General features: G+C 42.3%; 16 protein-coding genes. 8 read left to right on the top strand and 8 right to left on the bottom strand.

The window, feature by feature from the left end; translation table 11 throughout:
• Positions 1–111: 111 nt before the first annotated feature.
• Together G3R48_RS04745 and G3R48_RS04750 are read left to right on the top strand one after the other, a co-directional pair.
• On the top strand, positions 112–912 hold the full coding sequence (locus G3R48_RS04745) for an MlaA family lipoprotein (RefSeq protein WP_153662706.1): 801 nt from the start codon (positions 112–114) through the stop codon (positions 910–912).
• Positions 913–948: 36 nt separating this feature from the next.
• Positions 949–2,070, top strand: coding sequence for a response regulator (locus G3R48_RS04750; protein WP_153662704.1), 1,122 nt, complete (start codon positions 949–951; stop codon positions 2,068–2,070).
• 133 nt (positions 2,071–2,203) lie between these two features.
• On the opposite strand, the gene G3R48_RS04755 is transcribed toward G3R48_RS04750, so the two are convergent.
• The gene (locus G3R48_RS04755) at positions 2,204–3,709 is read right to left on the bottom strand and encodes a peptide MFS transporter (RefSeq protein WP_153662702.1); all 1,506 of its coding nucleotides are present in this window, start codon (positions 3,707–3,709) and stop codon (positions 2,204–2,206) included.
• Between the two features lie 606 nt (positions 3,710–4,315).
• Between G3R48_RS04755 and G3R48_RS04760 the strand changes: the two genes are divergently transcribed.
• The 3 genes from G3R48_RS04760 (at position 4,316) to ltaE (ending at position 7,293) form a co-directional block, all read left to right on the top strand.
• Positions 4,316–5,026 (top strand): OmpA family protein, encoded by a 711-nt coding sequence (locus G3R48_RS04760; RefSeq protein ID WP_153662700.1) that lies wholly within the window; start codon positions 4,316–4,318, stop codon positions 5,024–5,026.
• A gap of 26 nt (positions 5,027–5,052) precedes the next feature.
• Complete coding sequence (locus G3R48_RS04765; protein ID WP_153662698.1) at positions 5,053–5,877, top strand: mechanosensitive ion channel family protein; 825 nt, start codon at positions 5,053–5,055, stop codon at positions 5,875–5,877.
• Between the two features lie 396 nt (positions 5,878–6,273).
• A complete protein-coding gene (ltaE, locus tag G3R48_RS04770) occupies positions 6,274–7,293 on the top strand; it encodes a low-specificity L-threonine aldolase (RefSeq protein ID WP_153662696.1) in 1,020 nt (339 codons plus the stop codon).
• Between the two features lie 110 nt (positions 7,294–7,403).
• On the opposite strand, the gene G3R48_RS04775 is transcribed toward ltaE, so the two are convergent.
• The 3 genes from G3R48_RS04775 to G3R48_RS04785 all read right to left on the bottom strand — a co-directional run bounded on the left by G3R48_RS04775 (position 7,404) and on the right by G3R48_RS04785 (position 10,460).
• Entirely contained in the window at positions 7,404–7,769 is a 366-nt protein-coding gene (locus tag G3R48_RS04775) for a cytoplasmic protein (RefSeq protein ID WP_153662695.1), read from the bottom strand.
• 545 nt (positions 7,770–8,314) lie between these two features.
• Positions 8,315–9,463 carry an L-threonine dehydrogenase gene (yiaY, locus tag G3R48_RS04780; protein ID WP_153662693.1) on the bottom strand — a complete coding sequence of 383 codons (1,149 nt, stop codon included), beginning with the start codon at positions 9,461–9,463 and terminating at the stop codon, positions 8,315–8,317.
• A gap of 379 nt (positions 9,464–9,842) precedes the next feature.
• Positions 9,843–10,460 (bottom strand): peptidylprolyl isomerase, encoded by a 618-nt coding sequence (locus G3R48_RS04785; RefSeq protein WP_153662691.1) that lies wholly within the window; start codon positions 10,458–10,460, stop codon positions 9,843–9,845.
• Positions 10,461–10,756: 296 nt separating this feature from the next.
• Here G3R48_RS04785 and G3R48_RS04790 point away from each other — a divergent pair, with 296 nt between their 5' ends.
• Both G3R48_RS04790 and G3R48_RS04795 read left to right on the top strand, forming a co-directional pair.
• Complete coding sequence (locus G3R48_RS04790) at positions 10,757–12,055, top strand: DEAD/DEAH box helicase (protein WP_153662689.1); 1,299 nt, start codon at positions 10,757–10,759, stop codon at positions 12,053–12,055.
• 96 nt (positions 12,056–12,151) lie between these two features.
• Positions 12,152–13,267 carry a CobW family GTP-binding protein gene (locus G3R48_RS04795; protein WP_153662687.1) on the top strand — a complete coding sequence of 372 codons (1,116 nt, stop codon included), beginning with the start codon at positions 12,152–12,154 and terminating at the stop codon, positions 13,265–13,267.
• A 209-nt stretch (positions 13,268–13,476) separates the two neighbouring features.
• On the opposite strand, the gene G3R48_RS04800 is transcribed toward G3R48_RS04795, so the two are convergent.
• The 3 genes from G3R48_RS04800 to nadK all read right to left on the bottom strand — a co-directional run bounded on the left by G3R48_RS04800 (position 13,477) and on the right by nadK (position 19,241).
• Positions 13,477–16,284 carry an FAD-binding and (Fe-S)-binding domain-containing protein gene (locus tag G3R48_RS04800; RefSeq protein ID WP_153662685.1) on the bottom strand — a complete coding sequence of 936 codons (2,808 nt, stop codon included), beginning with the start codon at positions 16,282–16,284 and terminating at the stop codon, positions 13,477–13,479.
• Positions 16,285–16,355: 71 nt separating this feature from the next.
• The gene (locus G3R48_RS04805; RefSeq protein ID WP_153662683.1) at positions 16,356–18,017 is read right to left on the bottom strand and encodes an L-lactate permease; all 1,662 of its coding nucleotides are present in this window, start codon (positions 18,015–18,017) and stop codon (positions 16,356–16,358) included.
• A gap of 345 nt (positions 18,018–18,362) precedes the next feature.
• Positions 18,363–19,241 carry an NAD(+) kinase gene (nadK, locus tag G3R48_RS04810; protein ID WP_153662681.1) on the bottom strand — a complete coding sequence of 293 codons (879 nt, stop codon included), beginning with the start codon at positions 19,239–19,241 and terminating at the stop codon, positions 18,363–18,365.
• A gap of 159 nt (positions 19,242–19,400) precedes the next feature.
• Between nadK and grpE the strand changes: the two genes are divergently transcribed.
• The gene (gene grpE / locus G3R48_RS04815; RefSeq protein ID WP_153662679.1) at positions 19,401–20,015 is read left to right on the top strand and encodes a nucleotide exchange factor GrpE; all 615 of its coding nucleotides are present in this window, start codon (positions 19,401–19,403) and stop codon (positions 20,013–20,015) included.
• A 429-nt stretch (positions 20,016–20,444) separates the two neighbouring features.
• Here grpE and G3R48_RS04820 read toward each other — a convergent pair whose 3' ends face one another.
• The gene (locus tag G3R48_RS04820; RefSeq protein WP_153662677.1) at positions 20,445–20,678 is read right to left on the bottom strand and encodes a hypothetical protein; all 234 of its coding nucleotides are present in this window, start codon (positions 20,676–20,678) and stop codon (positions 20,445–20,447) included.
• Positions 20,679–20,681 lie beyond the last annotated feature (3 nt).

Consider the following 20,681-nt stretch of genomic DNA (forward strand, 5'->3'; position numbering starts at 1 on the left):
TAATATGCAGTTTATTACGTACAAGTTGTTATCTGCCATAGTTTTGGTTTATATCAGTTTTTCTGGGCGATTAAAAAGCCCAAAGTCTTAGTCAATTTATAAGAGATGTATATGAAGTTTGTCAGGATATTGTTTTCTTCACTTACCTTACTTGCAGCCTTGTTTGCGCTACCCGTTCATGCTGAAAAAATAGCTGACGCTCCCCATGCTGAGCAAGCAACAACGCCACTTGTTGCTGAGGTTGTCTACAACGATGACCGCGATCCTTTTGAAGGGTTTAACCGCGCCATGTGGGACTTTAATTATCATTACCTTGATAAATACCTTTTGCGCCCTGTCGCTCATGGTTATCAAGACTATGTGCCGATGCCCGTGAAAACGGGGGTAAACAACTTTATATTAAATTTTGACGAGCCAAGTTCGTTGGTCAATAACGCACTTCAAGGTAAATGGGGCTGGGCGGCTAATGCTGGTGGACGCTTTACAATTAACACAACGGTTGGGCTATTAGGGATTGTTGATGTTGCCGATATGATGGGCTTGGCGCGCAAACAAGATGCTTTTAACGAAGTGTTAGGGTATTACGGCGTGCCCAATGGACCTTATTTTATGGCACCGTTTTTCGGCCCTTACGTCACCAGAGAAATCACGACAGATTGGGTTGATGGTCTATACTTTCCTCTATCAGAATTTACTTTTTGGCAATCAATCCTTAAATGGGGCCTGAAAAGCATTCATTCTCGCGCAGCGGCCATTGATCAAGAACGGTTATTAGACAACGCACTCGACCCATACACTTTTGTAAAAGAAGCATTTTTACAACGCATGGACTACAAGGTTTATGATGGCCTTCCCCCTTCAAATAATGAAGATGATGCATTGTTAGATGAATATATGGACGAGTTAGATTAGAGGAGCTGCTCTGAATCATTCTCTGGGAGTTGTTTTATGGCGCTAACAGATGTTGCAGTACTTTTAGTGGAAGACGACCCCGTATTTCGTCAACTTGTTGCTGATTTCCTTGCAGCCCAAGGGGCGGTGGTTAATATTGCCAATGATGGCGAGCAAGGGGTCGACCTGTTTAACCGTCAACACTTTGATATTGTTATCGCAGATTTATGCATGCCCGTCGTTGGGGGCTTAGATATGCTAAAACAAATGGTTGATATTAACCCGGCGATCCCTGCCATTGTTATCTCAGGTAACGACGCCATGGCCGATGTGGTCGAAGCGCTACGCATTGGCGCAAGTGATTACTTGGTCAAACCGGTTACCGACTTATTTATGATTGAACAAGCCGTTGAGCAGGCGCTGCTTACTGGCACAAAAGCCGTTGAGCAGCACGTTGCGCCACAAAGCACTGAACTTATCGACCTTTCATACCAAGAATTAAATGACAATCTGTTGTTACTTGAACAAAGTGCCGAAGCGGCTAAAAGTGTGCAGCAACAGTTATTTCCAAGCTCTGCTATTGAATACCCCCAAGCACTTATCCACTATACCTTGTATAAAAACAATGATGTTAGTGCTTACTTCATCGACTCGACCATGGTGGGGGACAAACACCTTATACTGTATATGGCGCACTTTATGCCAGAAGATAACAGCGCCGCCTTTGGTTGTGTGTTATTGCGAAGTTTTGTCAATCAACAACTAAAGCGCTATCGAAATGGTCAAAGTCACACCTTAATTCGACCTGCTGAAATGCTTGAATACTTAAATGAGCGCATGGTTAATTCAGGTTTACATATTTTGATGGACATTATTTATGTGTGTTTAGACGTTAGTGAGTATCGCATTAGCATTGCTCAGTCGGGCAAGGGCTTACGTTGTTACTTACGCAATGAAATGGGACTAACACCGTTAGCCATTCCTGATACTGCCCCCATTGGTTTCCCTTCTTGGTATCAACCGAGTATTCAGTTTCGTCATTTATCGATAGGTGAGCAGCTATGTATTGGTACTCATCAAGTTGAGCACAAGCAAGCGTTACTTGAAAATCAGTTTGAAGGGCTTATTTTTGATAATAAGATAAAAGCAGGCGGGTTTATGCAGCTTGAGTGCGAGTAACATTAACTGGTTATCTTAACGCAAGCGTGTTTTTTAAATGTAGATGACAGATGACAGCGTATTGATAAATAGCGAGCAATAAAAAATCCCCGAAAGGGGATTTTTTATTGAAGTAACTTAAGCCGTTAACTTATTAACGTTTAATTGCTTCGTGTTCCGCAGTCACTGCCATTTCTTCTTCTAAGGCTTTTTCTTCACTTTCAGTATGGCCTTCAGCGCCATGCATCCAATCAACTAATTTATCAGCCATAAAGTACAAAATGATACCTGAAATGGTTGCTGTAATTGCAATACCAGAAAAAATAGCCATTGCATTAGCAAGTTGCTCTTCTTTTTCGCCACCGTGACCAATAAATGAACCCACGATACCGCCAACTTTGTTTGCTACTGCAATAAATAAGAACCAAGTACCCATCAATAATGAAGCAATACGCAGTGGCGCTAATTTAGTCACCATAGACAAGCCAATAGGTGATAAACATAATTCACCCATAGTATGGAAGAAGTATGCGCCGACTAACCACCACATGCTTGATTTAGCACTTGCGTCACCATCCATTTGCATTACTGCGCCAATCATGAATAGGAAACCAACAGCTAATAGGAATAAACCTAAAGCAAATTTCACTGGTGAGTTTGGCTCACTTTTACCTAAACGAATCCAGATAGAGGCAATAACAGGGGCAAATACCACAATGAAAATAGCATTTAATGATTGGAAGTAAGTCGTTGGTACTTCCCAGCCACCGATCATACGGTCAGTAAACTCGTTAGTGAACAAGTTCATCAAGCCGCCTGCTTGTTCAAAGCCCGCCCAGAAGATAACGGTAAACAGACCCATTACCATAATAACTTTAATGCGGTCGCGTTCAATTTGAGTGAGTGGTTCTTTACGTAATTCACCTTTGGCTTCATTTTTTTGTTTTTCTAATTTAGCCGCTGGAATGGTACCAATATCACCGAGTAAACGCTGTGCAAAGAAGAATTGGATAATGAGTGAAGCGACCATACCAATACCTGCGCACAAGAAACCGGCTTGCCAGTCATTGACAAAAATTTCTTTACCGTCAATAACCGTGTGGTGACCAAATGCAGTATAAGCCCAAGCAACAATAATACCTGAAAGCGCGGCACCAACGTTGATACCCATATAGAAGATGGTGAATGCACCGTCACGGCGGTGATCGCCTTCTTCGTATAAGTCACCTACCATGGTAGAAATGTTTGGCTTAAATAAGCCATTACCAATAATAAGAGTACCAAGACCGATATAAAACAATGTTGTTTCAAGACCTGGGAACCAGTCATGAGGGGCTGCTAGGGTAAATTGCCCTAGTGCCATCAAGAAACCACCAATATAAATAGATTTACGTTGACCAAGATAATTATCTGCTAACCAGCCACCAACGAGTGGGGTTAAGTAAACAAGGCCTGTAAAGGTGCCATATAGCGACAATGCGTCGGCTTGTGTCCAGCCAAGTCCGCTACCACCTTGTGATTCAACTTTATCGACCAGATATAACACCAAAATTGCGCGCATGGCGTAATAACTGAAACGTTCCCATAATTCGGTTGTGAATAAGAGGAACAATCCTTTTGGATGACCAAGTATCGTACCTGGTGCTTTTGCTTCACTCATTAAGTCTTCCACCTTAAGCTTGTGATTGCCTGCAAAAATTTGCAGAGATTGTTTGTTTGCAAAATGCGACTGTTAATGAAGACATAATGAAATGTGAATAACATTTGTATCAACACCAAAGAGCGCTTAATTGTTTATTTTTTATATTAATTAACTTCTTTTGAGGCAAAAATGCCATCAAACATAAAAAAGTTAACCTTATATACCCTTTTAATAGCGGTAAAGTCAATGTTGATAAGGCTCAGGGCAAGGGTGAAGTAAGATTAATTTGTAAATAAAATCGACACTTAACGGTGTTTTTAGAGAGGTTAGTTGTTAACTGAGCCGAATAAAGCGCACTCATGTTTTGGTCGCTACCGTCGATAACTTATGCATCACTATGGTTTGCCTGCACAGATATTTCATTATGCGGGTAAATGTTAAATATATTTTACGAAATGGTGATAAGTGTTTAAAATGTATCGGGCTTTAAGTCGTCTTTTTGGGGAGATGTTCCGTTGTGAATCTCCTATGTGACAAATCCTTTCATCAGCAGCACTTATTTGAATTTACGTACTTTAAAGAGTAGAAAATATCGATGATGAACTGCATCATTTGGGAGTTGGTATGTTGCTTGGGTTAAAAAGGGTTTGTTTTTTATGTTGTTTATTGTCTTTTCATGCGTTTGCAGCATGGCCAGATTCTGACAATGATGGTGTGCCAGATAAAAAAGATGCCTGCGCAGATACCCCAACGGGTGTGACGGTGATGGCAAACGGTTGCCAAGACCCTAATGACGCCATTTTAGCCGCGCAGTTATCTGCCTCTGCCATAATGGCCGTGATTGAAGATAACAATGTGGATAAAAACGGGCAAACCGTTGGCCAGCAGTTTATTAACCAGCAAATAGACCCTGCGGATATTTTACAAATACAGAGCAGCTTAAAAAGCCAAATTGCAGCATGTAATAAGACCGCTAGCGTTGCTTGTTTTAATAATGTAGTAAAAAGTATTTATTTTGATGTAGGCAGTGCACAACTATTATCGACTCAATGGCGAGCCTTATTGGCGATAAACTTGATACTTGAGCAATCTCCCTCATTGCAGTTGACGATTATTGGCCATACTGATAATTCAGGTACCGAACCGTTAAATCAAACGTTATCGTTAAAACGTGCACAACAAGTAAAAACTGCATTAATACAGTTACAACCTGAACTTGCCCTGAGCAAAATTGTTGTAAAAGGCCTCAGCAGTAAAGCACCGGTTGCCAGTAACCTTTCAGCACAAGGAAGGCAGCTGAACCGGCGAGTAGAATTTATGTTTAAAGCAGAATAATTCTGTTTATTTAAGGGAGTAAAACCATGGAAAACCTTGAAGGTTTAATTGAACAAGCACCAGCATTTTTAATGACATATGGCCTTAAAGCCGTTGCCGCCATTGTTATTTTTATTATTGGTAAATATTTTTCAGGTGTTGCAAAACGCCTAACAGATAAAGTATTAACCAGTCGGGGTGTTGATCAAACCGTTGTCTCATTTGTCTCTAATCTTGTTTGGGGCTTAGTCTTTGTATTTACTGTTATTGCCACCTTAGGGCAAATAGGGGTGCAAACGGCCTCGTTAGTCGCTGTTATTGGTGCGGCTGGTTTAGCGGTTGGTTTAGCGCTTCAGGGGTCGTTATCTAACTTCGCTGCTGGGGTATTAATGGTTATTTTCCGCCCTTGTCGTGTAGGTGACTTTGTTGAAGCTGCTGGTGTTGCAGGTGTGGTCGATGAAATTACTATTTTTTCGACTAAGTTACGCACCGGCGATAACAAAACCATTATTGCCCCTAATTCGGCAATGATGGATGGCACGATTATCAATTACTCGGCTCAAGAAAATCGCCGTGTAGATTTGGTGATAGGCGTGGGTTACACCTCAGATATTGCCGCGACCAAAAAAGTCATCGCACAAGTGTTAGACAATAACCAATATGTGTTAAAAGACCCCGCTTACACCGTGGCATTAGGTGAATTAGCTGATTGTTCAATTAACTTTGTTGTGCGCCCATGGGTTAAAACAGCAAACTACTGGCCAGCGCATTTTGAGTTACTAGAGCAAATTAAAATTGCCCTAGATGAAGCCAATATTGAAATTCCATTCCCACAAATGGATTTGAATGTAAAAGAATTGCCTGCTAGCTAAGCGGCTCATTGTTAAATGAATAAAAACCAGCTGCGGCTGGTTTTTTTATTTGTGGTTATGGTTAAACCAAGTGGGTAATACGCTTGTGTCTCGACAGATATTGCTCAACGCTTGAACCGCTTGAACCGCTTGAACCGCTTGAACCGCCATTAGCGGTAAATAAAACCGCGTCAGGGTTATATTCTATGTAAACAGTGACATCTAATTGGTTTGTAACAATAAAGTAGGGGGCGGAGAGGGGATTTTTTGAAAGGAAAGAAACGTTAATACGAATGGGGGTCTTAAATATGCATGTATAACTCACATATTTCATAAGAAGTGTTAGTCGTAGCGTGTTTTTATTATGTGGCATGTTTTATATTAGCCACCTTAATGATAGCTAAGGGCTGTAAGATAATGACCACAAAGTTTGATTTCAGAAGTGACACCGTGACGCAACCAACACCGGCGATGCGCGCAGCAATGGCAAGCGCTGAAGTAGGTGATGACTTTTATGGGGACGATCCAAGCGTTAATGATTTACAAGACCATGCGGCAGACATGTTTGGTTTTGACAGTGCTTTATTTGTGACCTCAGGTACTCAAGCTAATTTATTGGCGTTAATGGCACATTGTGATCGTGGTGATGAGTATATTTGTGGTCAACAGGCGCACAATTATCAGTTTGAAGGCGGCGGCGCAGCCGTGTTAGGCAGTATTCAGCCACAACCGTTGACCAACCAAGCTGATGGTTCAATTTTATTGTCTGATATAGAACAAGCGATAAAACCTAACGATATTCATTTTGCTCAAACCAAGCTATTAAGTTTAGAAAACACCATTGGCGGTAAAGTATTGCCCCAAGCTTATTTAGCCCAGGCGCAAGCTTTAGCATTTAATCATGGTTTGAAAATTCATCTTGATGGTGCGCGTGTGGCCAATGCTGCGGTGGCCCAGCAAACATCGATTAGTGATGTGGTGCAGTATTTTGATTCGGTTTCTATCTGTTTATCTAAAGGCTTATGTGCACCGGTTGGCTCAATATTATTAGGCGATGAAAAACTGATCCAAAAAGCGACGCGCTGGCGTAAAATGCTCGGCGGCGGTATGCGTCAAGCTGGTATCTTGGCTGCTGCGGCTAAGTTAGCATTAACTGACCAAGTACAACGTTTAGAGCAAGATCATCACCATGCGTCATTGCTTGCTAACCTGCTAGCTGAAATGCCAGAGTTTAATGTTGACAGTGCACAAACCAATATTGTGTTTGCTCACTGGCAATCAGACCTTGCAATTGAACAAGTTGCTGCTGATTTAGCTAAACAAGGTTATGTATTCATCCCTGAGCAACATTTACGTTTTGTGACCCATAATGACATTAGCGAACAAGGTGTTATTGGCTTTGTAGACGCGTTAAAACAAGCGATTGTAAAAGGCTAAATTTGTCACCAAACACTAAAAAGCGCGTTGATTGTGTCAACGCGCTTTTTATTGGAATACTGATAATGGCTTTAATCTGTTGAAGTTGTTAAGCCATTAATATTTAGCGGCTAATCAACTTTAGCAAGACGTTGTTGATAATCTTCAACAAGGTGTTTGGTAATTTCAATTGGGTCTGCGTCTTGGCAACAGTCATTAAGCAAAATTTTGAACGTGACTAATGCATGGCCATCACGGGGTAAACGGTCACTTTGGACAACAAAATATGCTTTTTCGCCATCCGCTTTTCTGATAATGAAGTTGCCGACTTCTGCAAGTTTTGTACCCGAGTCAGTGTGCCATTTGGTGATCCGATTAAGGGCAATTTCACAAGATTGGTTAATTTCAATATGGTTTAACCAGCTAGCAGGTTGGTCATTATCTTTGTAATGTGGGCATCGTACGGTGTAATTATAAACATGTGTGATTGCTGTCATTTTTACCTACCTTTATTTTTGAATTAACTTCATCATAGTCTGTGATTTTGAAAAGCGTCAAAGTTAGCGACAAGAATTTAGACCTATCTATCAAATATAAATAATTCAGCAGATAATCAACTAAAAGCGGCGTTAAAGGGTTGTAAAATGGAAATAAAAAGGGCTCAATAGAAGGTTGCTGCTAGTGATTGCTTATCTTTAAAAAGGCTATTTATTCAGCAGTTTAGTGTTTTTATTTTATTTTGCTAATATTTGCCTTTTTCTTTAACTGCAATAAAAAAGTGAACCTGAAGGTTCACTTTTATGTTGTGGTCGTTATAGCACTATTTTTCGGTGTTGTGATGACAAAAAACCTTGCTCTGCGTCCCTTAAATATGATTTACGTATTGCTTATACATTGTCGATAACATGACCAACAGATTAAGTCTGAGTTGTTGCCTGCTGGCCATGACTTAAATGCGGGGCAATATCGGTCAGCGCGAGCTAAATACCGCTAGCATTTGCGCTATCATGGCATTGCCTCACACGCGGTATATGCTTTGTCTTTAAAGCGCGGCTTTAAAAATAGCGCAAATCTCTTCATGAGTCGCTTGTTTGGGGTTCGTCAACCCACAGGCATCTTTTAGGGCGTTATCTGCCAAAATGGCGAGATCTTGCTCCTTAACACCTAACTGAGTTAAGTTTGCCGGAATATCAACCGCAGCAGATAAGGCTTTAATCGCTTCAATTGCCGCCTGAGCACTTTGCTGTTCGGTTAATCCGTTAATATTTTCGCCCATCGCAGTGGCAATATGCCCTAAACGAGCCGGGGCAACTTGGGCGTTATATTCTTGTACATGTGGTAGTAAAATCGCGTTGCACACGCCATGAGGTAAGTCGTAAAAGCCGCCTAATTGATGCGCCATCGCGTGTACATAACCTAAGCTAGCATTGTTAAATGCCATTCCGGCTAAAAACTGGGCATAAGCCATTTGTTCACGCGCATGAATGTCTCCACCTTGATTGACCGCATTCACTAAATTGGCATGGATTAATTCAATGGCCTTAATGGCGCATGCATCAGTAATTGGGTTGGCTGCAATTGAAACATAAGCTTCAACAGCATGAGTTAAGGCGTCCATTCCGGTAGCCGCGGTGAGTGCTTTTGGTTTTTCTAACATCAGTTCTGGATCATTGACCGATAAAATTGGCGTGGTGTTTTTATCAACAATGGCCATTTTTATGTGGCGTGCTTCATCGGTAATAATACAAAAACGGGTCATTTCACTGGCGGTGCCTGCGGTTGTATTTATTGCAACCAAAGGCAACTGCGCTTTGGTTGACACATCAACGCCTTCGTAATCTTTTATCTCACCGCCATTGGTGGCAACCAATGCGATGCCTTTGGCACAATCATGTGGCGAGCCACCACCTAATGAAATAACAAAATCACACTGATTATCGGTTAATAATTGTAAGCCTTGTTTGACGTTGCTGGTGGTAGGGTTAGGCTGCACACCGTCAAAAATAATTGACTCTATTCCTTGGGTGAGTAATTTATCCGTGACATTGGCAACCAGACCAATACCCACTAAAGGTTTGTCGGTGACAATTAATGCTTTGGTAAAACCCAGTGCTTTAATGTCATTAATTGCTTCATTAACGCTGTCTTGTCCGAGAATATTAACGCTAGGGATAAAGAATTTAGCCGCCATAATAAACCTCTTAGATTGTCTTAAAATTGAAATTCTGAAGTTAAAATAACAGGCTAATAAGGTTAAAGTTGTGATCCAGATCGTGACTTTGCAAATATGTATAACTAAAGGGGTAGTATTGTTAAATAATTACATTTAATCAATGGTTTGAAAGTTATCACTGGCGGGTCAGTTTTGGTTCATTCACTTGTTGCACTAAAAATGAATGTGACGGGAATAGGTCTGCGGGGAGGTTTAATCTCTATTTATTGTCGGCTGTCATCGTCATTTATTTTGATGGTAACAACGGTGAATAACATGCATAAGCGGTTAACCATATTGAAAAATAACCATTAACCGCGCATGACACGACAGACGCTTTTTTATGAATCTGCAAAGGTTAATTGCTCGGGCAACTCACCGCCGAAACAGAGTTAATGACAATGTTGTCTACCGGGGCATCTTGAAAGCTAATTCCATTGACTGTTTTTGTTTCGGTATTCACCGCGTTCATGATGTCCATAATCTCAATACCTTCGATAACTTTCCCAAATACCGCATAGCCGCCTTGGCTGGGATAATCTAAGTTTTGATTATCTAAGATATTAAAGAAGAATTGCGACGTAGCGGAGTCAATGGATTGAGTGCGTGCCATCGACAAAGTACCGCGTTCATTTTTAAGCCCAACACTGGATTCATTTTCAATAGGCGCGAGGGTTTCTTTGTAACTGTAATCAGGGTTAAGCCCACCTGCTTGGTTGACAAAGTTATTTACAATGCGATGGAAAATAGTGCCATCGTAAAATCCGTCTTCGACATATTCAATAAAATTACCGCCAGTGACTGGGGTATTGGTGGTGTCGATCCCAAGGGTCATGTCACCTTCAGATGTCGCCATCAAAAAGCATTGATCAATGCTTAATTCAATGGGATCTGGAATGGGATTGGCGATTTCACTATCTGAGCCACCACAAGCAGTTAATCCTGTGATGATGGCGAGTGGGAGTAGATATTTCATTGTTATCCTTTTTATTATTTTTCGTTGAATAAAGTCGCGTTATTCCGTTTTTTCCTCAGCAAGTACATGTTGTTTCAGCGCTTGGCTGTTATTAATGCATTGTTGTCAATATGTTGCTTTATTTGCTAGGTTAATTCAATCTGCCGCACAAAATGATACAAAAGGTGCGCCATGTCACGTTAACTGAGGCGTAAACATGGCGATTGTTGTGTATGTTGTGGTTTAAAGGGGATTTAGCTGAAGTGTGGCGGTGATAAAGGTTACAATAAGGCTTTATTTTTATATGAGTCGCTTTCATGTCTTTTTCGTCTTTATCACTTTCTCAGCCTTTACTTGATGCCGTTCGCGAGGCTGGGTATCAACAACCTACGCCAGTGCAACAAAAGGTGATCCCGCTTGCTATTAATGGTGAAGACATTATTGCCAGTGCTGAAACTGGCACGGGTAAAACAGCAGCCTTTGCGTTATCTCTTTTGCATCAACTGCAACAAGCAGATATTGGCGACTCACCTAGGCAGCTCAAGGTGTTGGTGATGACACCAACCAGAGAGTTAGCCATTCAAATTCAACAGTGCTTTGAGCAATATGGGCAGTTTTTACCTTATGTCTCATTAGCTATTTATGGCGGCGCCAGTATTAATCCCCAGCGCAAAACGTTAGCACGTGGGGTTGATGTGCTTATTGCGACCCCTGGTAGACTGTTTGATATTATGGGGCAATACCAATTAGATTTAGCTGACGTTTGCCATTTAGTGATTGATGAAGCCGACAGAATGCTTGATTTAGGGTTTGTAAAAGACATTGAAAAAGTGAAACGTTTGGTGGCATTTGAGCACCAAACGATGATGTTTTCGGCAACCTATTCCCAAGCGGTAGAGACATTGGCTAAAACCATGTTACGCAACCCACAAGTGATTAATGTTAAACAACAAGCCACGGCTGGGCGAATTACCCAACAAGCATATTTATTGGATAAACGTCGTAAAGCGGAGTTGTTGGCTGAATGTATTGGTAAATATAACTGGCAGCAAGTTATGGTGTTTGTCAGCACAAAAGAGTCGGCTGATTTCTTATTGTCTGAACTGTCACTTGACGGTATTAACGCGGCGGTATTTCATGGTGACAAAACCCAAGGGGCACGTAACCGTGCACTTGAAGAGTTTAAAACGGCCAAATTACGGGTGTTAATTGCCACCGACTTAGCCGCTCGTGGACTCGACATTGCTGCATTGCCTCGAGTCATTAACTTTGAACTGCCAGAAGACAATGAAGATTATGTTCATCGCATTGGCCGTACAGGCCGAGCGGGATTATCTGGCGAAGCTATTTCATTTTTTAGTGAGCAAGAGCATGCAAAACTGGCTGAAATTGAAGCCTTAATTGAGCAAAAAATTGAAGTGGTGATCCCCAAAGGGTATGAACCTGGCGCGCCAATGCCTGCAAGGTATCGTGAATTATCAGCAAGCAAGCCGAAAAAAACCTTTAAATCACATAAAACAGCCAAACATAACGCGGCTAAAAAACCACGTTTTGGCCAAGATAAACAAGCTAAAAAGCCTGCTCGCCAAGGAAAATACGCCGCCAAAAAAGGGTAATGGTTTGGTGACCTTAAAGAGGTGTTAGCGCACCTCAATTAAGCTGTTAATTAGGCGCTATATTGGCAAACGCTTTACTTCATCTTAAGGACCGTTATGCGCATTATCACTAAACCAATTAAAACCAACGTCATTACGGGATTTTTGGGCGTAGGAAAAACAACCTTAATAAAGCAGCTATTGGCGCAAAAGCCTGCAGGCGAGCGCTGGGCGGTGTTGGTTAATGAGTTTGGCCAAGTCGGAATTGATGCCGGACTGCTTGACTCTCCTCAACAACACACTGAGCTGTTGATAAAACAAGTGCCAGGTGGTTGTATGTGCTGCGCTGCAGGTTTACCCACGAAAGTAGCAATAAATCAAATAATCCAACAACTTAATCCAGATAGACTGCTTATTGAGCCAACCGGTCTTGGTCACCCTAAAGAAATATTACGCACGTTACAAAACGAATATTTTAAACCGATTTTAAGCTTAGGGTCGGTATTGACCTTAATTGATGCGCGAAAATTGGCAGACAGTCGCTACACTCAGCATGATATCTATATCGAGCAAGCTAAAGTGGCTGATGTCATCATTGCCAGTAAATCACATCTGTGTACACTTGAACAAATTGATATTTTACCGCAATGGCTGGCTGATATTGAATGTGCGACAACCTTGGTCGTTGATAGCGCGGATTATTATCAAATAAACAATCAAGGCCATGTTGAGTCTACCGAAAAGTTCGCTCGCTTAATGAATATGCTTGACACACCGAGCCGATTTATTGCCGCTGCCCCTGCGAGCCGTATATTAAGTACTCGTCATGGGGTTAACTCCCTGCCACTTACGCCTGATTCATTGTTTAAAACGGCTGACGATGTGATCCCCAGTGAACTGGATGAGTTAGATTGGAAAGGGCAGGTTTATCAGCAGTTTTCGGATAAACAAGGCCAGTTTTATAGCCTTGGGTGGATATTCGCTCCGCAAGTGAGTTTTGGTTTTGACAGGTTAATGGTGTGGGTTGAGCAGCTTAGGACACTAAATGTGGTGCGCTTTAAAGCGGTGGTGATCACCTATGATGGTATTTTGGGGATTAACTATATTGATGGTGAGTTACAGCTTAGTGAAATAGATGACACGCTTGATTCGCGCATGGAGCTTATTGGCGATACGCAACTTGACGCCGCGAAACTTGAGCAAGATTTATTAGCGTGTATGGGTGGGCACTGACGTTAACGTGCATCAAGCGATAATGCCGTGAATACGCCATGAAAGGTGAACGTGTTATCACGCTAAATGGGGCCATGAGTTATTAAAGAAAGCTTCATGCTAACGCGGTGTTCTTATTAAGGTTAACAACCGATAGGCAATAAAAAAGGCATTGATAACAATGCCTTTTTTTGTTCGTAATGAACAGCAAATCGGTTGCTGTTTATTGCTTAACCTCGCGTACACTCTTCAAGAAGATAAACAAGGTGACGATACGGAATACCGCTGTGTTGAGTTAAGCCCACTTCACACATTCTGTTGGCGTAATAACCTTCTTTGACCTCAGCAGGTAATAATGATTTTATATTACGCAATGCGCTGGCGTTAATTTCAGGTTTATACAAGCCTTTTTCACCGGCATAACCACAACAGTAAATCCCTTGCGGCTCAACAACACGCTCAGCACATGCATCAGCAATGGCTTTTAATTTAGGTTCAAGTTTCATCTTACGTGCACTACAACCTTGGTGCAGCGTAATACTGCCTTTCTTGGTGATTGCCATGTTTGGTAAAATGTTGTCATGCATAAACTCAACTAAATCAATTAAGTCAATTTTTGGATTGCCAGTTAACGTTCTGTAAGTGCATGACAAGGCATCGACAATAACAGGCACTTTGCCGCCATCGCTCATTTCGCTCACAGCATTAATTAGCTCATCACGTTTCGCATCGGCATTTTTAAAGTCACCTTTTGATTCCCACATTTGGCCGCAACATAAGTCACGTGTTTTATCTGGGGTCACCACGTTATAACCCGCACGTTCAAGGACGGTGATAACCACTTCAGGTAACGGACGCTTATCAGTGTCTTTTGGCGTTGGGCCAAAGGTGCGGCCACCACAAGATGGGAAATAAATCACTGTCGGTTGACCTGGTTTATGTGCCGAAGGCTCAGCCAATAAACCACCTTTGGGGAAGTCTGGGTTCCAGTAAGGGACTTCTTTCGTGACTTTTCTGGCGGTGTTCATCAATGTATTAGTGAAGCCGTCACCGGTGATCTTATGAATAACACCTAAAGCATCAAAACCACGGCTAATAACCTGATTAACCACACCAAAGTGCTTAGCTTGGAAATCTAATACTTTTTGCTCGGTAGACGTAATGTGCGGTGTACGTAATTTACGTACTAAGTTACCCATGCTGTTATCAACAGGACAAGCAATGGTACATAACTGACAAGCAGCGCAGGTATCAATCACATCATATTTTGAGTCAGCACGCATTTTTTCAGCGGCTTGTTTTTCACCTGCTTGCTCTAAACGTTCAATCTCGCGCAACGTGGCAATACGTTGACGAGGCGAGAAGTTTAACGCTGAGGTTGGACAGGTTTTTTCACAAAAACCACACTCAATACAACGGTCAACAAAATCATCAACCACTGGGCATGGCTTAATGTTTTTAATATGGACTTCTTGGTCATCATTTAAGATCACCCCAGGGTTGAGCAGGTTAGTTGGGTCAAAAATATGCTTAATTTGCTTCATTAGCGTGTAAGCATCTGCGCCCCATTCCATTTCAACAAATGGTGCTACAGCGCGGCCAGTGCCGTGCTCAGCTTTCATTGAACCATCATATTTGTTGATGACCATCTCTGCTACGTCTTGCATGAAGCCGTGGAAACGTTGAATATCATCTTCACTCGAGAAGGTTGGGGTGATAATAAAGTGGAAGTTACCCGCAAGCGCATGACCATAAATAACCCCTTCAGGATAACCGTGTTTATGGAATAATGCGGTTAAATCACCGGCGGCTTGGGCAAGGTGCGGTAATTCAAAGGCCACATCTTCGATAATGACTGACGTGCCTTTAGGGCGTGCACCACCAATAATAGGGAATAAACCAGAACGCATTGCCCAGTATTTACCAAATACGGCTGGGTCATCACTAAATGTAATTGGGCGTTCAGTGTCAATATGAGCAATTTTCTCAATAATCGTTTTGGTATTTTGAGATAACGTATCGGCGTCATTTGCACGGCTTTCGATTAATAAAATCGCAGCGCCTTCTGGTAAGTCGGTTAGCCACTCAGGCATGCCCGGTTTACCGGTTACGGCTTTAATTGACGCCCAGTCAAGTAATTCAACGGCGGCCACTTCTTTAATATTCATTGGCGGAACGGCGCGAGCCGCATCTTCCATATTAAAAAATACCGCTAATGCCGAAGCTTTAAATTTGGCTTCTTCTACGGTGTGATAGGTCACTTCGTTAACGAACGCTAATGTGCCTTCGGAGCCGACGATTAAATGATTAATTAAATCAAATGGGTCGGTATAATCAACCAACGCATTGATTGAGTAACCCGTGGTGTTTTTAATCGCAAATTTTTTGTTGATTCGCGCTGATAAGGTTGGGTTATTTTGCGTTATCTGTGCTAATTCAGTGAGTGAGGTCAGCATATCGCCATGGGTTTCACTAAACGCCGCTTTTGATTGTTCACAAGCGGTGTCTAATTCCGTGCCATCAGCAAACACCAATTTAGTACTCGCAATAGTTTGATATGAGTTTTGCGCCGTACCACAACACATGCCTGAAGCATTGTTACAAACAATACCACCAATTTGCGCTGCAGCTAATGTGGCGGGATCAGGGCCAATTTTTTTGTTTAATGGTTTTAAGGCGGCATTGGCATCAGAACCAATCACCGCACAGCCTAATGTGACTTTATTATTGTCATCACTAATGTTTATTTTTCGAAAGCCATCGTGACCAAGTATCAGCAAAATGCCTTCACCAATGGCTTGACCAGACAAACTGGTACCCGCTGCACGGTAAGTGACTGGCACTGAATGTTTACCTGCTATCTCAAGGGTTTGTTTCACTTGCTCTACATTGTCTGCATGAACAACGATTTCAGGCACAATTCGAAAGTAACTCGCATCAGTTGACCAAGCAAATCGGCGAATAGGGTCATTACTTACGGCATCCTTACCGAGTTTAACTAATAGCTCATCCATGACGGTTTGATAATTAATAGACATAACTGTTCTCGATGTTTTTTATCATTGTAAAGGCAAAATGATCGTCGTCATTTTGCCCATGTTATCAACGTTTAGAATCCGCCCCACATAACGGCGATGGTTCCCGCTACAAACGCATAAGCAAGGGCCACTGGCATCGTTTTACGGATAATTTCCGACTCTCTACCAGCCATTCCGACAACCGTTGCTGCTGCGACAACATTCATCACGCACATCATATTACCGGCGTTTGCACCAATGCCTTGAAGAGCAAGTACTAAAGCATGGTTCATCCCAATGTTATCTGCTACAGAATACTGCAATCCAGAGAACATCATGTTGGAGAATGTCGCAGAACCAGATAAAAATGCACCAAAAATACCGACAACAGGAGCCATCCATGCCCAAACAGCCCCCATGCTGCCCGCTAGTAGGTCGGCAAGTGCAACTGGCATAGAGTCGAGATTGGCGCTGTTAGTGCCTGAGTTAAGGAAAATTTTAACCATCGGCACCGATGCACCTAGTGAAATAATAGTCGGTAACATCGACGAACAAGATGTGCTAAATGACTGCTTAATGCTTTTCGAGTTCATCTTGAACAACACAAAGCCCATAATACACACCACCACAAAGAAAATACCCGGCGCATAAAACGTGGCAAATCCCGCTTTTAATTCAGTCCCTAACAAATTTGTCCAACTGATATTGAAGCTGGTTAACCAGGCTTTAAATGGCGTGATAACACGAGACAATACCAATAAAACAGCCATGATGATGTAAGGAGACCATGCCGCCATTTGGGTAAATTTAACGGGGGCTTTCGTGTCGGCGGTGTCTGCTTTGTTTGAATCAAAAGTCAGCTCTGACTCTTCAAAGTCGTGCCAAGCTTCTTTTGGTAATAACCAGCCTTTTTTTGCAACAGGAATTACCACAGCCATGCCAACAAGTGCGCCAATAACCGATGGGAATTCTGGGCCTGCAAAGTAGTTAATTAACCATGCCGGAACGGTGAATGAAAGACCTGCAAACAAGGCAAACTTCCAAACTTGTAGGCCTTCTAAGAATGATTTGTTTTTACCGAAGAAACCGGTAAGCACACACACTAATACCAACGGAATGAGCGTGCCGGTGACAAGGTCAATGGTGATCATGTGCATTGCAATATATTGTGCATAATCAGCAAAAGAGCCGCCGTGAGCGGCAATTTGCGCTGCAGCCATATTGACGCCGCCTTCAGTTAACCCTTGCTCCATACCAAATAGAACCGGTAAGCCAATGGCACCAAATGATACGGAGGTTGAGTCTGCAATTAATGCCACAACAGCAGAGGCAATAGGGGGGACACCCAACAGCACAAGTAATGGTGCACCAATGGCCGCAGGTGTTCCAAAGCCTGCTGAACCTTCAATAAATGAACCAAATAGCCAACAAATAATGATGACCTGCACTCGGGCATCAGCACTGATATTGGTAAACCCAGCGCGAATGGTGTCCATCGCGCCAGAGAATTTTAAGGTATTGAGTAAGAATACCGCGCCAAAAATAATACTTAATGGGGTGAGCGCCGATAACAGTCCTTCTACGACTGATGCGGCTAAAAATGTGGTGTCCATTTTCCAGATAAATACCGCAGCTAAGCCAGTAACAACCATCGAAATGGGCATTGCCTTTGACGCGGGTAAACGGAGTAAGACTAAAAAAACCATTACGCTAATAATGGGCGTTAAACTTGCGAGTAGTTGTAAAAATGTCATGCGTACCTCTATGTGAGTGCATTAATTAGTCGTTATTATTGTATTTTTTATGTTGCTCAATAGTCGTTAAACTAGGGCGCATGTAATAGACGTTATTTGGCCTGTAAAATAAATGATCAAGATCATGACTGTTCGTTTCAATTTGGTGACTTAAAGTAATTGTGATCCAGCTCCGGTCGTGGCTTGGCCATTATGGTTCTGTGTCACATAGAACGGTTGGGGTACAGCAGTCGTCGAGCGATAAAGTGATTAATTTTATCGCCGATAGATTACGTTTATTGCAGTAAAGGTGGTGTGATGTGAATCACAATCGCTAGTTAGCGTTTGTGATTGGTGGGCGGTTATTTAGAAAAGTTTTGAACCCCATCCCAATTTATTGCGAAGGACGTGGAAGTAATTATGCCCTTTCGGATGAATTAAGCGTAACCGTTCCCCTGAACGGCGGATGATAATTTCATCACCTGGTAACACCGCAAGGTGAACATGACCGTCACAACTGACTTCAAGATTTTCATCATTATCAGGGGATACGACTAATTTTATCGTGCTGCATGCATCAACGACGATAGGGCGGCACGATAGGGTGTGGGGGAACATGGGGACTAAAATCAACGCTTGTAAATTGGGTGTTAAAATTGCGCCGCCGGCGGACAATGCATACGCGGTTGAGCCAGTAGGCGTTGACACAATCATGCCATCAGCGCGTTGGCTGTACATAAAATGGTCATCGATATACACCTCAAATTGGATCATGTGGGCAATCTTGCCTGGGTGAAGCACGGCTTCATTAATTGCGGTGTTGCTGGCAGTGATTTTTCCGTGGCGATGAACTTCGGCTTCTAGCAAAAAGCGATGTTCAGTTTCAAACTCACCTTCAAGCACATTTGACAATGCATCTTCAAAGTTATCGGGCGGTAAGTCGGTAAGAAACCCTAAGTTGCCCCGGTTAACCCCAATAACAGCAACATTAAAACGAGCCAATACCCGGGCTGCACCTAACATGTTACCGTCGCCACCGACCACAATAGCAAGATCACATAAGCCGCCCATGTCAATTAAATCCATCGATTTAATCCCCGTGCCAAGCTCAGTGGCTACCCGTTCTTCTACAATCACACAATAATCTTGCATCGTTAACCAATGATGCAGACGTTTTAAGGTGAGATTGGTTCCTTTGTGATGTGGCTTACCAATTAATCCAATCGTTTTAAACTTTTTACTCATAAATGAATTTGATTTGCTCAAGGCCTTGAAAGCACGAAATTGATCCCCATAATATACCCAAACTACCTGAATGTGTGAATGCCCATTGACGAATTCAATGGCTGTGCAACGGGTAAACACCTAAGAATTTACAATAGAGCATTTTTAGCTGGAGTGAAAATGAGCAACGAGTCAAACATCGACCCTCAAGAGCAAGTAGAAGACGTCATCAATACTGAAATTGAAGCTGATGAAGCCACAGAAACAAGCTTAATGGATGAGTTAACCCAAGCTAACTTTCGCATTGAAGAGCTTGAACAACAGCTCGCTGAGAGCCAAGCGGCTTTAGCAGAACGTAAAGATGTTGAGCTACGTGCGGCGGCTGAAACCCAAAACATTCGTTCTCGTGCGGCTCAAGAAGTAGAAAAAGCACGTAAGTTTGCTTTAGAAAAGTTTGCCAATGAATTGCTACCTGTTATTGATAACATGGAACGTGCTTTACAAGGTGCGAATCCTGAAGATGAAGCAACTAAAGCGATTCATGAAGGTGTTGAACTCACAATGAAAGGTTTCTTAACTACGGTTGAGAAATTTGGCGTTAAACAAATTGACCCACAAGGTGAAGCATTTAACCCCGATCACCACCAAGCTATTGGTATGCAGCCAAGCCCAGAGTTTCCTGCTAATACCGTTATGATGGTCATGCAAAAAGGTTACATTTTAAATGAGCGCTTGTTGCGCCCAGCAATGGTAATGGTTTCACAAGGTGGCGGCAGCGTCGACACTGAAGCATAAACCTGTTTGTTTATCCCCTCTTGCCAAAGAGGGGGTATTGTTTTATTCCGTCTTTTTTGTCTCTTCTTTTACGTCTTCTTGCTAACAGTCAGCCCTGCAATAGTGACTTTCTGTGCGTTCCTTCCGATACGTTTCGTTTAGCATCCAAAAATTCAGCTGCAGGTATAGTCATGATTTTTGCAAATCAGGCTGCTGTATATATAAAGGTTGTTTATGCAGTCACTCAATCAGTGGAAGATGTCAGCTAATAAGTTGCTACCCTCGAATGAGCAAGGGCTAGAATGAGTAAGGGTTTGAGTAAGTAAGGGCTGGTACGAGAGTTAAAGTTGTATAACATCTTCTGTCGCCCTTATATTTTGATATTTTTTTGTGATGGGATAAAACAAATGGCGACATTGTCATCATGGAGATCACCATGTCGCACAGTTATTATTTTGCCGCTGACGATTTTAGGTATTGGTTGCGGTAGCATTTAAAACTGTCGACTTCCCAACGTCGATACATGCAGTTATAGCAAGATAACGGCACATTATCGGTTTGTTCGTCTTCATCGTCTTCGACAAACTGCCCGCAAGCTTTAGCCGCATGTTGTGCATGCAGAAAGTCTTCAACCCCAAATTTAAATTGCCATAAGCGGTCTTGTTCAATAAACCATGTTTTCATTTG

Source organism: Shewanella intestini, assembly GCF_018221465.1.
In the GTDB taxonomy this organism is placed as follows: domain Bacteria; phylum Pseudomonadota; class Gammaproteobacteria; order Enterobacterales; family Shewanellaceae; genus Shewanella; species Shewanella intestini.

Bases quoted from the DNA above. Each gene is read 5' to 3' on its own strand.
- G3R48_RS04790 (WP_153662689.1), top strand. From the start codon at position 10,757: ATGTCTTTTTCGTCTTTATCACTTTCTCAGCCTTTACTTGATGCCGTT.
- G3R48_RS04750 (WP_153662704.1), top strand. From the start codon at position 949: ATGGCGCTAACAGATGTTGCAGTACTTTTAGTGGAAGACGACCCCGTA.
- G3R48_RS04765 (WP_153662698.1), top strand. From the start codon at position 5,053: ATGGAAAACCTTGAAGGTTTAATTGAACAAGCACCAGCATTTTTAATG.
- nadK (WP_153662681.1), bottom strand. From the start codon at position 19,241: ATGAGTAAAAAGTTTAAAACGATTGGATTAATTGGTAAGCCACATCAC.
- G3R48_RS04775 (WP_153662695.1), bottom strand. From the start codon at position 7,769: ATGACAGCAATCACACATGTTTATAATTACACCGTACGATGCCCACAT.
- G3R48_RS04785 (WP_153662691.1), bottom strand. From the start codon at position 10,460: ATGAAATATCTACTCCCACTCGCCATCATCACAGGATTAACTGCTTGT.
- G3R48_RS04800 (WP_153662685.1), bottom strand. From the start codon at position 16,284: ATGTCTATTAATTATCAAACCGTCATGGATGAGCTATTAGTTAAACTC.
- G3R48_RS04745 (WP_153662706.1), top strand. From the start codon at position 112: ATGAAGTTTGTCAGGATATTGTTTTCTTCACTTACCTTACTTGCAGCC.
- ltaE (WP_153662696.1), top strand. From the start codon at position 6,274: ATGACCACAAAGTTTGATTTCAGAAGTGACACCGTGACGCAACCAACA.
- G3R48_RS04755 (WP_153662702.1), bottom strand. From the start codon at position 3,709: ATGAGTGAAGCAAAAGCACCAGGTACGATACTTGGTCATCCAAAAGGA.
- G3R48_RS04820 (WP_153662677.1), bottom strand. From the start codon at position 20,678: ATGAAAACATGGTTTATTGAACAAGACCGCTTATGGCAATTTAAATTT.
- G3R48_RS04805 (WP_153662683.1), bottom strand. From the start codon at position 18,017: ATGACATTTTTACAACTACTCGCAAGTTTAACGCCCATTATTAGCGTA.
- G3R48_RS04795 (WP_153662687.1), top strand. From the start codon at position 12,152: ATGCGCATTATCACTAAACCAATTAAAACCAACGTCATTACGGGATTT.
- grpE (WP_153662679.1), top strand. From the start codon at position 19,401: ATGAGCAACGAGTCAAACATCGACCCTCAAGAGCAAGTAGAAGACGTC.
- yiaY (WP_153662693.1), bottom strand. From the start codon at position 9,463: ATGGCGGCTAAATTCTTTATCCCTAGCGTTAATATTCTCGGACAAGAC.
- G3R48_RS04760 (WP_153662700.1), top strand. From the start codon at position 4,316: ATGTTGCTTGGGTTAAAAAGGGTTTGTTTTTTATGTTGTTTATTGTCT.